The 14044-nt window shown below is 65.3% G+C and carries 15 protein-coding genes and 1 other RNA gene; 11 read left to right on the top strand and 5 right to left on the bottom strand.

Annotation, left to right across the window (positions count from 1 at the left end; genetic code table 11):
• Positions 1–78 precede the first annotated feature (78 nt).
• Positions 79–1278: a DNA recombination protein RmuC gene (locus tag IC761_RS04115; protein ID WP_195802027.1), complete on the top strand. Its 1200-nt coding sequence runs from the start codon at positions 79–81 to the stop codon at positions 1276–1278.
• A 73-nt stretch (positions 1279–1351) separates the two neighbouring features.
• Positions 1352–2716 (top strand): AmpG family muropeptide MFS transporter, encoded by a 1365-nt coding sequence (locus IC761_RS04110; protein WP_195802026.1) that lies wholly within the window; start codon positions 1352–1354, stop codon positions 2714–2716.
• Positions 2717–2834: 118 nt separating this feature from the next.
• On the opposite strand, the gene IC761_RS04105 is transcribed toward IC761_RS04110, so the two are convergent.
• From IC761_RS04105 to ffs, 5 genes are all read right to left on the bottom strand, one after another.
• The gene (locus tag IC761_RS04105; protein WP_195802025.1) at positions 2835–3272 is read right to left on the bottom strand and encodes a hypothetical protein; all 438 of its coding nucleotides are present in this window, start codon (positions 3270–3272) and stop codon (positions 2835–2837) included.
• A gap of 27 nt (positions 3273–3299) precedes the next feature.
• The gene (gene recR / locus IC761_RS04100; protein ID WP_195802024.1) at positions 3300–3902 is read right to left on the bottom strand and encodes a recombination mediator RecR; all 603 of its coding nucleotides are present in this window, start codon (positions 3900–3902) and stop codon (positions 3300–3302) included.
• A 1-nt stretch (position 3903) separates the two neighbouring features.
• Entirely contained in the window at positions 3904–4224 is a 321-nt protein-coding gene (locus IC761_RS04095) for a YbaB/EbfC family nucleoid-associated protein (RefSeq protein ID WP_195802023.1), read from the bottom strand.
• A gap of 26 nt (positions 4225–4250) precedes the next feature.
• Positions 4251–6086: a DNA polymerase III subunit gamma/tau gene (locus IC761_RS04090; protein WP_195802022.1), complete on the bottom strand. Its 1836-nt coding sequence runs from the start codon at positions 6084–6086 to the stop codon at positions 4251–4253.
• Positions 6087–6181: 95 nt separating this feature from the next.
• An RNA gene (ffs, locus tag IC761_RS04085) (signal recognition particle sRNA small type) lies at positions 6182–6278 on the bottom strand.
• A 184-nt stretch (positions 6279–6462) separates the two neighbouring features.
• On the opposite strand from ffs, the gene IC761_RS04080 reads away from it, so the two are divergent.
• The 9 genes from IC761_RS04080 (at position 6463) to IC761_RS04040 (ending at position 14043) form a co-directional block, all read left to right on the top strand.
• Positions 6463–7317, top strand: a complete 855-nt coding sequence (locus tag IC761_RS04080; protein ID WP_195802021.1) for a transporter substrate-binding domain-containing protein — start codon at positions 6463–6465, stop codon at positions 7315–7317.
• 223 nt (positions 7318–7540) lie between these two features.
• A complete protein-coding gene (locus IC761_RS04075) occupies positions 7541–8203 on the top strand; it encodes an amino acid ABC transporter permease (protein WP_195802020.1) in 663 nt (220 codons plus the stop codon).
• Positions 8200–9006 carry an amino acid ABC transporter ATP-binding protein gene (locus tag IC761_RS04070; protein ID WP_195802019.1) on the top strand — a complete coding sequence of 269 codons (807 nt, stop codon included), beginning with the start codon at positions 8200–8202 and terminating at the stop codon, positions 9004–9006. The genes IC761_RS04075 and IC761_RS04070 overlap by 4 nt, the downstream gene beginning before the upstream one ends.
• A complete protein-coding gene (locus IC761_RS04065) occupies positions 9006–9761 on the top strand; it encodes an SDR family NAD(P)-dependent oxidoreductase (RefSeq protein ID WP_195802018.1) in 756 nt (251 codons plus the stop codon). The genes IC761_RS04070 and IC761_RS04065 overlap by 1 nt, the downstream gene beginning before the upstream one ends.
• Positions 9758–10885: a muconate cycloisomerase family protein gene (locus IC761_RS04060; RefSeq protein ID WP_195802017.1), complete on the top strand. Its 1128-nt coding sequence runs from the start codon at positions 9758–9760 to the stop codon at positions 10883–10885. The genes IC761_RS04065 and IC761_RS04060 overlap by 4 nt, the downstream gene beginning before the upstream one ends.
• Before the next feature lie 250 nt (positions 10886–11135).
• The gene (locus tag IC761_RS04055; protein ID WP_195802016.1) at positions 11136–11555 is read left to right on the top strand and encodes an HIT domain-containing protein; all 420 of its coding nucleotides are present in this window, start codon (positions 11136–11138) and stop codon (positions 11553–11555) included.
• Positions 11556–11566: 11 nt separating this feature from the next.
• Entirely contained in the window at positions 11567–12505 is a 939-nt protein-coding gene (nudC, locus tag IC761_RS04050; RefSeq protein ID WP_195802015.1) for an NAD(+) diphosphatase, read from the top strand.
• Between the two features lie 6 nt (positions 12506–12511).
• Positions 12512–13435, top strand: a complete 924-nt coding sequence (locus tag IC761_RS04045; protein ID WP_195802014.1) for a sugar kinase — start codon at positions 12512–12514, stop codon at positions 13433–13435.
• 98 nt (positions 13436–13533) lie between these two features.
• On the top strand, positions 13534–14043 hold the full coding sequence (locus tag IC761_RS04040) for an Lrp/AsnC family transcriptional regulator (protein ID WP_195802013.1): 510 nt from the start codon (positions 13534–13536) through the stop codon (positions 14041–14043).
• Position 14044 lies beyond the last annotated feature (1 nt).

Genomic DNA, 14044 nt, shown 5'->3' with positions numbered 1-14044 from the left:
ATAAAACTTAGGGGGTTCTTAACCATAAATGTTCGCTATTCGTTCGTGCAGGCCGGCGAATCGGCTAGAAAGGCTGGCATGAACGACATCATTTTCATGGCTGGCGACTGGCCGGTCCGCACCATCGATGCGCTGATCGGCTTTGGCGTGCTGGTTCTCATCCTGCTGGTGGTGATTGCAGTGGTGATCGCGCGGTCCGGGCGGCGCGGCGCGGAACTCGCGATGGCGCATGCGATCCGGGCCGACGAGCTCGAGGAGCGGCTGAGCCAGGTGCTGCATGCCCAGAGCGAGGCCGCCGGCCGCGCCGACGCCATGACCCAGGCGCTCGCCGGCCGCCAGGCCGAGATGGCGCGCGCGGTCAACGAGCGGCTGGATTCGGTGACGCACCGGGTCGGCCAGTCCATGGAGCATTCGACCCGCAACACCATGGAGAGCCTGCGCGCGCTGCACGAGCGGCTCGGCATCATCGACAACGCGCACAAGAACCTCACCGACCTCACCACCCAGGTGACGACGCTCCGCGACGTGCTCGCCAACAAGCAGTCGCGCGGCGCCTTCGGCCAGGCGCGGATGGAGGCGATCGTCCAGGACGGCCTGCCGAAGGGTGCTTACGAATTCCAGTTTACGCTCTCGACCGGAAAGCGGCCGGACTGCGTGGTGTTCCTGCCCGACCAGCGCCCGCTCTGCATCGATGCAAAGTTCCCGCTGGAGGCGATGACCGCGCTGCACGATGCCCGCACCGACGAGGAGAAGCGCATCGCCACGCAGCGGCTGCGCGGCGACGTGATGAAACATGTCAGCGACATCGCCGAGAAATATCTCGTCACCGGCGAGACCCAGGAGATGGCGCTGATGTTCGTGCCGTCGGAATCGGTCTACGCCGAGATCCATGACGGGTTCGACGACGTGATCCAGAAGGCCTACCGCGCCCGCGTCGTGCTGGTGTCGCCCTCGCTCCTGATGCTGGCGATCCAGGTGATGCAGCAGATCATGAAGGACGCGCGCATGCGCGACGCCGCCGACCAGATCCAGACCGAAGTGATCAAGCTCGGCGACGACCTCGGCCGCCTGCGCGACCGCGTGCTGAAACTGCAAAAGCACTTTGCCGACGCCAACGAGGACGTCCGCCAGATCCTGATCTCCGCCGACAAGATCGAGAAGCGCGCCGGCCGAATCGAGGAGCTCGATTTCAGCAAGAGCGATGCACCGGAGGGCCCGCGGCTGGTGGCGACGGGTGCGCCCGAGCTGTTCCCAAGGAAGCTCCAGGCGGGGGAGTGAGTTTTCTTACCTCGCCCCGCTTGCGGGGAGAGGGAGAAGAGGCAGCGTCGCCAGAATCTGCTAACACCTCCCCATGACCGCACCCGACGCGACATCATCCGCCGCTGCCGACACCCCTGCGACCTCCTGGCGCGACGGCCTGGCCGTTTACCTGCAACCGCGCGTGTTGATCGTGCTGTTTCTCGGCTTCTCCTCGGGGCTGCCGCTGGCGCTGTCAGGCTCGACGCTGCTGGTGTGGATGCGCGAGGCCGGCGTCGATCTCGGGACCATCGGGCTGTTCGCGCTGGTCGGCACGCCCTACACGCTGAAATTCTTGTGGGCGCCACTGGTGGATGCGCTGCATGTGCCGCTGTTTACCCGCGCGTTCGGGCGACGGCGCGGCTGGCTCTTGTTCTCGCAATTGCTGCTGATCGTCGCGATCCTGCTGCTGGCGATGACCGATCCCGCACGCTCGCCGTTCTATGTCGCGCTCGGCGCGCTCTTGGTAGCGACGACGTCCTCGACACAGGACATCGTGGTCGACGCCTTCCGCGTCGAGAGCCTGCCCGAGAGCGAGCAGGCCGCCGGCATGGCGGCTTACGTCGCGGCCTATCGCATCGGCATGCTGGTCTCGACCGCGGGCGCGCTGTTCATCGTCTCCGGCTTCGAAAGCACGGGGATTACCCGCACGGCGGCCTGGATGTGGGGCTATGTGGTGATGGCGGCGATGGTGCTGATCGGGACCATCACGGCGCTCGCCGCCACCGAGCCCGAGCAATCGGTGCGCGCCGAGGCCGCGACGCAAACGGAGACCGCGTTTGCACGCGTGCTGCACGCGGCGATCGGCGCCTTCTCGGAGTTCCTGACGCGCAAGGACGCGCTCGCGGCACTCGCTTTCGTGGTGCTGTTCAAGTTTACCGACGCCTTCTCCGGCACCATGACGGCGCCGTTCGTGATCGACCTTGGCTTCTCCCGCAACGACTACGCGGCGATCGTGAAAGGCGTCGGCCTGGCTGCGACGCTGATCGGCGGCTTTGCCGGCGGTTTCGTCGCGCGGCGCTACTCGCTCGCGGCGAGCCTGTGGATCGGCGGCGTCTTGCAAGCGCTCGCCAACCTCTCATTTTCATGGCTGGCGTTCACCGGCACCAGCCAGTGGGCGCTCGCCTTCGCCATCACCTGCGAGAACTTCACCAGCGCCATCGGCACCGTGATCTTCGTCGCCTATCTCTCGGCGCTGTGCCAGAACCCGCTGCATACGGCGACGCAATATGCGCTGCTCACCGCGCTCGCAGCGGTCGGGCGCACTTATCTCGCGTCTGTCGCCGGCTATGTCGCCAAGGCGACCGGCTGGCCGCTGTTCTTCGTGATCTGCGTGCTGGTGGCGATCCCAAGCCTGTTGCTGCTCACATGGCTGCAGAAGCGCGGTCACTTTGAGGCGCTGGGGCCGGTGCGGGTGTGACGCCGTCGTAGGGTGGGCAAAGGCGCAACGCGCCGTGCCCACCATCGCTCAAGGAATTCGACAGAAGTGGTGGGCACGCTTCGCTTTGCCCACCACCCTACGGCACTCAATCAAAGCGCTACTGCTTCCTCACCAAGCTCCACTTCGTCACCACGGCCTCGCTCATCTGGCCGGGATCGCTGGCGCAGGCGACCTCATCGACCTTCACGGAGATCTCCTTGCCGACAAATGATTTCAGCTGCGCGGCCTGCGCGTCGCTTGAGGTGACGAGCTGGAACGTCTCGGGTCCGGTCTCGAGATCGCACAGCCCGCTCGGCGCGGGCAGGCGGCGCGGCTCGGAGGTGATCTGGTACATCGCAACCCGCTTGCCGGCGTTCTTGACGTCACGGATTTTCATTGCGTTCAACTCGCCGGAGAGCACCTCGCCGGCGCTGATCGGCTTGCCGGGTTTTGACGGCGGCGGCGCCTCGTCATCCTGCTGTGCCGAGACGGCCGGGATCGCCAGCATCATCATGGTCGCAACCAAAGCCAGCCGTCTGGCGAATCGTTTCGTCATGTCGTTCGTTCCGTAAAGTCTGGATTGCTAGAACAGGGTCCGCTGCCGCATCGCGGCTGATAGCGTCCCTTCGTCGAGATAATCAAGCTCGCCGCCAACCGGCACACCATGGGCTAACCGGGTTACTTTTACGTTGGCATCCTGGAGCAGGTCGGTGATGTAGTGCGCCGTGGTCTGGCCGTCCACCGTCGCATTCAGCGCCAGGATGATTTCGTGCACCTCGGCCGCATGCGCGCGCGCCACCAGCGCGTCGATGGTGAGGTCCTGCGGGCCGACCCCGTCAAGCGGCGACAAGGTCGCGCCCAGCACGTGATAGCGCCCCTGGGTCGCATTGGCCCGCTCCAGCGCCCAGAGATCGGCGACGTCGGCGACCACGACGATGATGGCGGGATCGCGCTTCGGATCGGTGCAGACGGTGCAGGGATTTTGCGTGTCGATATTGCCGCAGGTCTTGCAGACCTGGACCTTGTCCAGCGCGACCTGCAAGGCCGAGGCCAGCGGCATCATCAGCGCTTCGCGCTTCTTGATCAGATGCAGCGCCGCGCGCCGCGCCGAGCGCGGACCAAGGCCCGGCAGCCGCGCGAGAAGCTGGACCAGCCGCTCGATTTCGGGACCTGCAACCGCGCCCATGTTATTGGCCGAACAGCCCCGGCGGCAGGCCGAGCCCGCCGGTGAGCGACTGCATCTTCTCCTGCATCGCCGTCTCCGCCTTGCGGCGCGCATCGCCGAACGCGGTGACGAGCAGATCTTCCAGCACCTCGCGCTCCTCAGCCTTCATCAACGAAGGATCGATCTTGACGCCCTTGACGTCCATCTTCGCGGTCATGCGCACGGCGACGAGACCGCCGCCGGAGATACCTTCGACTTCCACATTGGCAAGCTGCTCCTGCATCTCCTGCATCTTGGATTGCAGCTGCGCCGCCTGCTTCATCATGCCGAGAAAATCAGCCATGGCTGTCTGTCCTTGAAAAGGTTGGCTCAGAGATCGTCGTCGGCGTCGGAACCGTCGGGCGGATCATCACTGCCGTAGTCGGCGTTAATATTGGATTCCGGCGTCTCGGGGGCAAGCCTGCGGACCTCGACGACCTTCGCACCGGGGAAACGCGACAGCACTTCCTGGATGCGCGGATCGGCCTCGGCGGTGCGCGCATGTTCCTGCTTGGCGGCCTGGTTGACCGAGCGCAGCGTCGGCTGGCCCTGTTCATTGGAGACGATCACGGTCCAGCGGCGGCCGGTCCAGAGTTCGAATTTTCGCGCGAGCTCGCTGATCATCGTTTTCGACGCGTTCGGCTCGAGCGCGACCTCCAGCCGGCCCTCCTCGAAACGCACGAGCCGCATGTCGCCTTCAAGCGCGCCCTTGGTCATGAGGTCACGCCTCTGGCCGGCCAACGCGACGAGCTGGGCGAAGCTGGTGATACGCAGCTGAGGCGCCGCAGCTTGCGGATCCGGCGCAGGCGCCGCCATCTGCGGCCGGGCAGCACCGCCGCCGAACGCTGATGACGACGAGGTCGGCATGCGAACGGGCGCGGCTGACGCGACCGGTGCCGCGGAGGCCATCGGCGCACCCGGCCCGCTGCGCGCCGCACTGCCGCCGCTCACGACCGGTGAGCTGCCGCCGTTCTGCTCCAGCATCCTGATCGCTTCGTCCGGCGTCGGCAGATCCGCGACATAGGCGATACGCACCAGCACCATTTCAGCGGCCGCGGCGGGGCGCGTCGCACCCTGCACCTCGGTGATGCCCTTGAGCAGCATCTGCCACATCCGCGCCAGCACGCGATTGGAAATCTTCGAGGCGAAATCCTTCGCGCGCACGCGCTCGGTCTCGCCATAGGCGACGTTGTCGGCAGTTGCCGGCACGAACTTCACGCGGGTGACGAAATTGACGAATTCGGCAAGGTCCGAAAGCACGACGATCGGATCGGCCCCGACATCGTACTGGTCGCGGAATTCCTTGAAGGCGCTCGCGATGTCGCCGCGCGCGAGCGAATCGAAGAGATCGATGACGCGGGTGCGGTCGGCAAGGCCCAGCATCTGCCTGACCGCATCGGCCTTCACGGCTCCCGCCGCATGTGCGATCGCCTGGTCGAGCAGCGACAGCGAATCGCGCACCGAGCCTTCGGCCGCGCGCGCGATGATGCCGAGCGCCTCCGGCTCGATCTCGACGCTTTCCTTGGCCGCGATGTTGGCGAGATGCTTCATCAGCACGTCCGCCTCGACGCGGCGAAGATCAAACCGCTGGCAGCGCGACAGCACGGTGACCGGAACCTTGCGAATCTCCGTCGTGGCGAACACGAACTTGGCGTGCTCCGGCGGCTCCTCCAGCGTCTTCAGGAAGGCGTTGAACGCCGCCGTCGACAGCATATGGACTTCGTCGATGATGTAGACCTTGTAGCGGGCGCTCGCCGGCGCGTAGCGCACGCTGTCATTGATCTGGCGGACGTCGTCGACGCCGGTGTGCGACGCAGCGTCCATCTCCAGCACATCCATGTGCCGGCTTTCCATGATCGCCTGGCAATGCACGCCCAGCGTCGGCATGTGGATGGTCGGACCCTTCACCGAGCCGTCCGGCATCTCGTAGTTGAGCGCACGGGCCAGGATACGCGCGGTGGTGGTCTTGCCGACGCCGCGGACGCCGGTGAGGATCCAGGCCTGCGGAATGCGCCCGGTCTCGAACGCATTGGAAACGGTGCGGACCACGGCCTCCTGGCCGATTAGATCGTCGAAATTGGAGGGGCGGTATTTGCGCGCCAGAACCCGGTAGGGCGTTGCCTGGCCGGCGCTGTCAGGATTGGAAGGGGCGCCAGCGTCGGTCATCGGTCGATCCGCAATGGAATGTCTCTCGGCTGGCTTTTGCGGACAGGAGCGCGCTGGCGGGAAGCCCGCCGGCGCAATTCGCTCGAAAAAAACAGGCAGGAGACTGACGAGCGACCCGATCCGGACCTCGTTAGGGCTGCTTCCTTCCGGACCTGACCCGGTTGGCGAGTGGCTCGTCCACCGCCAATCTCCCGGTCCCTATTTGGAGCCAAAGGGAGCGGAAAGCAAGCGGGTATCGCCTTGAACGGCTTGATCTTGCCCAGCATCCGGGCAATTCCGGACCTGCCCAGCCGATAGGCTGTGCTTTCACTGCTGGGGCCGCCTTGGTAAGAACGCCCAGCGGAACTCCATCCAACCAGAAAAGCGATTGGTCCCAATGGTTACACGTCGAGATGTTGCATCGATTGTCGGGCTTGGCGCCCTTGGCGCAGCCGCCGCGGGCACGCTGACCTCGCCGGCCGTGGCCCAGGCAGCCGATCCGAACGAATCGACCTTTGCCCGCATCCGGCGCACCAAGAAGATGCGGATCGGCGCCGTCGGCGGCGGCGCGCCCTATTACATGAAGGACCTCGCCAGCGGCCAGTGGAAGGGCTTTTACGTCGACATCGCGAAAGCGCTGGCCGACGACATGGAGGCCGAGCTCGATATCACCGAGACCACCTGGGGCAATTCGGTGCTCGACCTCCAGTCCAACAAGATCGACATCTTCTTCGGCCTCAACCCGACCCCGAAGCGCGCGCTGGTGATCGACTTCTCGGTGCCGGTCTTCAACAACGCCTTCGGCATTTTGTGCAAAAAGGACTTCAAGCCGAAGAGCTGGGCCGAGTTGAACTCGCCCGACATCAAGATCGCGGTCGACCAGGGCTCCTCGCATGACCAGGTCGTCAGCCGCCTGACACCGAAGGCGCAGATCTCGCGGCTGAAGACCGCGGACGACGCCACCGCCGCGCTCCAGACCGGCCGCGTCGACGCGCAGTGCCTGATCACCATGCTGTCGCTGACCGTGCTGAAGAAGAACCCCTCGCTTGGCCAGTTTGTGCTGCCGACGCCGATCTTCGCCACCACGTCGAATGCCGGCTTCCGCCGCGAGACCGACAAGACCTGGCGCGACTACGTCAACACCTGGATCGACTTCAACAAGGGCCTCGGCTTCATCCGCAACGCCATCATCACCAACATGGAGCTGGTCGGCGTGACGGAGGCGGACATTCCGCCGGGCGTTTCGCTGTAAGGTATCGCGCACTTGGGGCAGTCTCGATCCGCACGCACCGCTCTACTCCCTCTCCCGCTTGCGGGAGAGGGCTGGGGTGAGGGTGTCTCCGCTAGGGAGACTCCCCAAGCGGATGGAGCCCTCACCCGGCGCTTCGCGCCGACCTCTCCCGCAAGCGGGAGAGGTGCAGTGAGCGCGCGGCTCGAACTTTCCAAGCCATTACGCGACTGAGGTCCGAAAGAATATGTATCAGTGGGACTTCGGCATTCTCTGGAGCTATCGCTGGCTCTTTCTCAACGGGCTTGGCGTCACCGTCGGCTTCACCGTCGTCATCGTCGTGCTCGGGCTATTGTTCGGCCTGTTCGGCGCCTTCGGCAGCCTGTCACGCATCAAGGCCGTGCGTCTCCTCGCTCTCACCTTCATCGAGGCATTCCGCTGCACGCCGATCCTGGTGCAGCTGATCTGGTTCTATTACGCGCTGCCGATCCTGGCCGGTGTCGAGATGACGCCGATCACGGCGTCGGCGCTGGCGCTGTCGCTCTATGGCGGCTCGTTCTATTCGGAGATCATCCGCGGCGGCATCGTCTCGATCGACCGGGGCCAGTCGGAGGCCGGCGCCGCACTCGGCATGACGCCGATCCAGGCCATGCGGCGCATCGTGCTGCCGCAGGCGATCAAGCGCATGATCCCGGCGCTGATGAACCAGTCGATCATCCAGTTCAAGAACACCTCGCTGGTCTCGGTGCTGGCGGTGCCCGACCTGGTCTATCAGAGCCAGGTCGCCGCCCATGACAGCTACCGGCCGCTGGAGACCTACACTGCGGTCGCGGTTGCCTATGCGGCGATCCTGATTCCGCTCACCATCATCGTCCGCCGCGGCGAGAAGCACCTGGCGGTCGGCGAATGAGCGAGACTTCCAACAACACCTCGAAAATCGAGATCCGGGCCTTACGCAAGAGCTTTGGCAGCAACGCGGTTCTGAAGAACATCAATCTCGACGTCGCCAAGGGCGGCGTGGTGGCGCTGATCGGCCCGTCCGGCTCCGGCAAGTCGACGCTGCTCCGCTGCATCAACCTGCTGGTCGTGCCCGACGGCGGCAGCGTCCGCGTCGGCGATACAAGCTTCCAGTTCGGCGAGGGCACGAAGCTGCCCGGCGTGAAGACGCTGGCCAAATTCCGCGCCACCACCGGCATGGTGTTCCAGCACTTCAATCTGTTCCCGCACATGACGACGCTCCAGAACGTGATGGAGGGACCGGTCACGGTGCGACGCATGGCCAAGGCGGACGCCGAGAAACTCGCGCGCGCGCAGCTCGCAAAAGTCGGCCTCGCCGAGAAGGCGGATCAATATCCGGCGACGCTGTCCGGCGGACAGAAGCAGCGCGTCGCCATCGCCCGTGCGCTGGCGATGGAGCCGGATGTCATGCTGTTCGACGAGGCCACCTCCGCGCTCGACCCCGAGCTCGTCGGCGAGGTGCTCGCCGTGATGCAGCGGCTCGCGTCCGAAGGCATGACCATGGTAATCGTGACCCACGAGATCGCCTTTGCCCGCGAGGTCGCCAACCGGCTCATCTTCATGCGCGACGGTGTCGTCGTCGAGGAGGGCCCGGCGCGGCAGGTGATCGACAATCCGCAGGAGGCCGCAACGCGCGCCTTCCTCAGTCATTTCCACCGGAACGGCGCGCTGCCGCCGGCCACCACTGCACCGTGATGCCTGATTTCGACCGCGTTTACCTCGTCACCGGCGCCGCCAGCGGCATCGGTCGCGCCACCGCAAGACTGCTCGCAGGCTCCGGCACTGCGCTGCTGCTGCACACGCGTGCGAACGCGGAAGGCCTCGATGCCACCGCGGCGGACGCCGAAGCGAAAGGCGCTGTGGCGACAAAGTGCCTCGGCGACCTTGCGGAGGAAGCGGCCATCACCGATGCCGTCGCCGCTGCACAAGCCGCCTTCGGCCGGCTCGACGGATTGATCCTTGTTGGCGGCCATGCCCGCCGCGGCAGCGCGATCGGCACGCCGGCGGATCAGTTCCGGCAGGCGATGGATGAATCGGCACTCGCGTTCACGCGGATGGTCGAGGCCGCGCTGCCGCTGCTGCGCGCCGGGCGCGATGCGCGCATCGTGGCCGTGTCCTCCTTCGTCGCGCACGCGATCCGGCCTGAATTTGCGCCGTTCGCAGCCACCGCCGCGAGTCGCGCCGCGCTGGAAGCGTTGGTGCGGCTCACCGCAGTCGAGCTCGCCAAAGACGGCATCACCGTCAACGCAGTGGCGCCGGGTCTCATCATCAAGGACAAGCCGAGCGAGAGCCGGCTCTCGCCCGAGCAGATCGCCGCGACCGAGGCGCTGATTCCGATGCGCCGCCGCGGGCGGCCCGAGGAAGTCGCCGAGATCATCGCCTTCCTCGCATCGCCAATAGCATCCTACGTCACCGGCCAGGTCTGGCACGTCAATGGAGGCCTGACATGACCGAAGCAACGGTCGAACGCATCCGGCTGTTTTTGATCGAGAGCCCGATCAAGATGGCGCGCTTGCAAGGCGTCGGCAACGTCAAGGGCACGGTCAAGCGCGTGCTGATCGAGCTCACCTCGAGCGACGGCCTGATCGGCTGGGGCGAGGCGGCGCCGTGGGAGGTCTTTACGGGAACGCCGGAGGCGGCGTTCTCCGCGCTCGACATCTATTTGCGGCCGATCCTGCTGGGCAAGCCCGTGCGCCGCATCCGCGCGCTGATGGCCGATCTCGACCGCGCGCTGGTCGGACATGCCGAAGCGAAGGTCGCAATCGAGATGGCGCTGCTCGACATCGTCGGGAAATCGTCGGGGCTGTCAGTCGCCGATCTCCTTGGCGGTCGGGTGCGCGACACTATCCCCCTCTCCTTCTCGATCGCAGACCCGGATTTCGCTGCCGATCTCGACCGCATGCGAAAGATGGTCCCGGACGGCAATGTCATCTACAAGGTCAAGACCGGGGTGAAACCGCATCGCGAGGACCTCGACCACCTCGAAGCGATCCGGAAAGAGTTCGGCGACAAGGTCGATCTACGCGTCGACTACAACCAGGCCTTAGCGCCGTTCGGCGCCATCAAGATCCTGCGCGACGTCGAGCAATTTGCGCCGACCTTTATCGAGCAGCCGGTGCCGCGCAAATATCTCGACGTGATGGCGCAGCTCACCGCGGCTTTGGAAACACCCGTGCTCGCCGACGAAAGCTGTTTCGACCGCCGCGACATGATGGAGGTGGTGCGCCGCGAGGCGGCCGATGCCGTCTCGGTCAAGCTGATGAAGGCCGGCGGCCTGTTCGAGGCCCAGGCCATCATGGCGATCGCCGACATCGCCGGCTTGCCCGGCTATGGCGGCACGCTGTGGGAGGGCGGCATTGGGCTCGCCGCCGGCACGCAGCTGATCGCGGCGACGCCGGGTATCTCGCTCGGCTGCGAATTCTACATGCCGCATCACGTGCTGACGGAGGATGTGCTGGAGGAGCGCGTTGCCAATCGCGGAGGTCACGTTGTCGTGCCCGACGGCCCGGGCCTCGGGATTGGCGTCAGCGAAGCCTCGATCCGCGCCAATGCGCGGGTGCTGGCGGAGGGGTAGGTCGCTGTCGTCCCGGCGAAGGCCGGGACCCATACCGCGTGATCTATCGATGAGCGCAGGCAGTCGTACCGTGGCAAGACTTCACTACGAGCTTTCGCCAAACTTCTTCCTGTGGGTATGGGTCCCGGCCTTCGCCGGGACGACAACAGAGCATGCGGCCCCTGCGGAGCCCTCACCTTCCCCCCGCCAACTCCCTGTCGTATGGTCGGCGCCAACACGCCCGCCCGCATCGGGCCGTCCGGAAACGCATATGTCCGATCCCGCCTGGTCGCTGCACTCCCGCCTGAAAGAGGACACCATCGACATCGGCGATCTGCCGCTGTCGAAGGTGCTGGTCATCAAGGACGCGCATTATCCCTGGCTGCTGCTGGTGCCGCGGCGGCCTGACGCCGTCGAGATCATCGATCTCGACGAGGTGCAGCAGGCGCAGCTGATGACGGAGATCTCGCGCGTCTCGCGGGCGCTCAAGGAGATCACCAAATGCGACAAGCTCAATGTCGCAGCACTCGGCAATCTGGTGCCGCAGCTTCACGTTCACATCATCGCACGCCGCACCAGTGACGCCGCCTGGCCGCGCCCGGTCTGGGGCGTGATGAAGCCGTTGGCGCACGATGCCACCGAAGTGCAGAATTTCATCAGCGCGCTTCGCCGAAAAATCTGGTTGGGTTGAAAGAACAAGAAATGTCAGCATTCGACTCGTTTCCGCTGGGGCAGCCGGCCTTCGTCACCAATGTCCTCGACCGCGCCGCGCATCTGCGCCGCGATGACGAAAAGCTGTTCGCAATGGAGCAGAAGCCGTCATCGCGCGCCTATGTCGTCTACCGCGACTCGCTGCTGGTGAAGCGCGAGGGCGACAAGGTGCGCGCGCTGCTCGGAATCGACGAGGCGCTGAAATGCGGCGCAAATCCCGGCACGATCTTTCTGGGCTTGCGCGACGGCGCCGCAATGTTCGGCATGGGCATGCCGCAGGCCGCAGCCGAAAAGCTGATCGGCCGCGAGGACTACAGCATCACCGAGCTGCGCGGCATGGCGATGCAGGGCGCGGTCCCGCCACAGGAGCTGTCGGCGATCGCGATGGCGAAGTCGATGGTGGGCTGGCATCAGCGCCACGGCTATTGCGCCAATTGCGGCACCCGCAGCGCGATGAAGGAAGGCGGCTGGAAACGCGAATGCCCCGCTTGCAAGGCCGAGCACTTTCCGCGCACCGACCCGGTCGTGATCATGCTGGTGGCCTCCGGTGACAAATGCCTGCTTGGCCGCCAGAAGCAGTTTCCGCCGGGCATGTATTCGTGCCTTGCCGGCTTCGTCGAGGCTGCCGAGACGATCGAGGACGCGGTGCGCCGCGAGATCCTCGAAGAATCCGGAATCCACTGCACGGACGTCGCTTATTACATGACGCAACCCTGGCCCTATCCGTCGTCGTTGATGATCGGGTGCAGCGCGCGGGCGCTGAACGAGGATGTCGTCGTCGACCATTCGGAGCTCGAGGATGCGCGCTGGTTCACGCGCGAGGAGGCCGCAAAGATGCTGACGCGGACGCATCCGGACGGGCTCGCCGGTCCGCATCCCTTCGCCATCGCCCATCACCTGCTCGGGCGCTGGGTGCACGACAAGAGCTGACCACCAATGGCTGCACCCGGGATCGCGCCGCGCATCCTCTGCATCGGCATTCCCGTGCGCGACCTCACTTTTCGTGTCGAGGCCGTGCCCGACCGTGGGAGCAAGGCCAACGCCAGCCATCTCGCAGAAATCTGCGGCGGCAACGCGCTCAATGCCGCAATCGCCATCGCGCGGCTCGGCGGCCGTGTCGCCTTCGCAGGCCCGATGGGTGATGCCGGCGAGACGTCGAGCGGCTTCATCCGGGAGCGGATGGCCGCCGAAGGCATCGAGACCACGCATGTCGTGCGCATGAAAGGGCTGATGACGCCGGTCTCGGCGATCATGATCGAGCCGTCCGGCGAGCGGACGCTGACGATCTATCGCGATCCCGCGCTGTGGACCGTGAAGCTGGCGCATGCCGACCAACTGCTGGCCGATTGCCAGGCTGTTCTCGTCGAAAGCCGTTGCGCCGCATTCTGCATCGATCTCTGCACCGAGGCGCGCCGGCGCGGCATTGCCGTCATCGTCGGCGTCGACCGGGCGATGCCGTTGACAGACGGCCTCTTCACCGCCGCCTCGCATCTGTTGTTCGCCAGCGAGCAGGTGCAAGAAACGGCTGATGCGGCCGACGATGGTGAGGCCTTGAAGCGCCTGGCCACCCTGACGCCGGCTTTCCTCGCCGCCACCCGCGGCCCGCGCGGCACGATCTGGCTGAACGAGAGGCACGAACTGGAGGAGACGCCGGCCTTTCCGGTCGAGGCCGTGGATACGCTCGGCGCTGGAGACGTCTTCCACGGCGCCTTCACGCTTGCGCTCGCCCAGGGCGGCGGCGTGCGAGAGGCGCTGCGATTCGCCGCGGCCGCCGCGGCGCTGAAATGCACGCGCCATGGCGGCGGCCCAGCCGCACCGCAACGTATTGAAGTTGAAAGGTTTTTGCAAAATCGGCTTTAGAGCTGTTCCGGCCCGCAGCCAAGAATATGGGCTTGCAGTAGAAGATTTTTCTCTATATGACGAAAACTAGCCGCCATAATGAAACAAAGTTCTTCAAAATGACCGATGCCGCTGTCCAGATCCCCGAGACCAACCGCCGCCTCGATGCCATCGACCGCAAGATCCTGATGGTGCTCCAGGAGGACGCCTCCCTTTCCGTCGCCGAGATCGGCGATCGCGTCGGACTGTCATCGACCCCCTGCTGGAAGCGCATCCAGCGCCTGGAGGCGGACGGTGTGATCCTCAAGCGGGTCGCGCTGGTCGATCAGAACAAGATCGGGCTCGGCATCTCCGTGTTCGTCTCGGTCGAGAGCGCCGACCATTCCGACGCCTGGCTCAAGAGATTCGCCGAGGCCGTCAGCGCCATGCCCGAGGTGATGGAATTTTATCGCATGGCCGGCGACGTCGATTACATGCTGCGCGTCGTGGTCGCGGACATGCAGGCCTATGATGTCTTCTACAAGAAATTGATCAGCGCCGTGCCGCTGAAGAACGTCACCTCGCGCTTCGCGATGGAGAAGATCAAGTCGGTCACGACGCTGCCGATCCCGGCAGTGGTGGCGGCATAAG

This window comes from Bradyrhizobium commune, from assembly GCF_015624505.1.
Classification (GTDB): Bacteria; Pseudomonadota; Alphaproteobacteria; order Rhizobiales; family Xanthobacteraceae; genus Bradyrhizobium; species Bradyrhizobium commune.
This window is presented reverse-complemented; position numbering and strand designations above follow the sequence as displayed.

Coding starts and splice junctions, on each gene's coding strand:
- IC761_RS04115 (WP_195802027.1), top strand. CDS start 79: ATGAACGACATCATTTTCATGGCTGGCGACTGGCCGGTCCGCACCATC.
- IC761_RS04110 (WP_195802026.1), top strand. CDS start 1,352: ATGACCGCACCCGACGCGACATCATCCGCCGCTGCCGACACCCCTGCG.
- IC761_RS04105 (WP_195802025.1), bottom strand. CDS start 3,272: ATGACGAAACGATTCGCCAGACGGCTGGCTTTGGTTGCGACCATGATG.
- recR (WP_195802024.1), bottom strand. CDS start 3,902: ATGGGCGCGGTTGCAGGTCCCGAAATCGAGCGGCTGGTCCAGCTTCTC.
- IC761_RS04095 (WP_195802023.1), bottom strand. CDS start 4,224: ATGGCTGATTTTCTCGGCATGATGAAGCAGGCGGCGCAGCTGCAATCC.
- IC761_RS04090 (WP_195802022.1), bottom strand. CDS start 6,086: ATGACCGACGCTGGCGCCCCTTCCAATCCTGACAGCGCCGGCCAGGCA.
- IC761_RS04080 (WP_195802021.1), top strand. CDS start 6,463: ATGGTTACACGTCGAGATGTTGCATCGATTGTCGGGCTTGGCGCCCTT.
- IC761_RS04075 (WP_195802020.1), top strand. CDS start 7,541: ATGTATCAGTGGGACTTCGGCATTCTCTGGAGCTATCGCTGGCTCTTT.
- IC761_RS04070 (WP_195802019.1), top strand. CDS start 8,200: ATGAGCGAGACTTCCAACAACACCTCGAAAATCGAGATCCGGGCCTTA.
- IC761_RS04065 (WP_195802018.1), top strand. CDS start 9,006: ATGCCTGATTTCGACCGCGTTTACCTCGTCACCGGCGCCGCCAGCGGC.
- IC761_RS04060 (WP_195802017.1), top strand. CDS start 9,758: ATGACCGAAGCAACGGTCGAACGCATCCGGCTGTTTTTGATCGAGAGC.
- IC761_RS04055 (WP_195802016.1), top strand. CDS start 11,136: ATGTCCGATCCCGCCTGGTCGCTGCACTCCCGCCTGAAAGAGGACACC.
- nudC (WP_195802015.1), top strand. CDS start 11,567: ATGTCAGCATTCGACTCGTTTCCGCTGGGGCAGCCGGCCTTCGTCACC.
- IC761_RS04045 (WP_195802014.1), top strand. CDS start 12,512: ATGGCTGCACCCGGGATCGCGCCGCGCATCCTCTGCATCGGCATTCCC.
- IC761_RS04040 (WP_195802013.1), top strand. CDS start 13,534: ATGACCGATGCCGCTGTCCAGATCCCCGAGACCAACCGCCGCCTCGAT.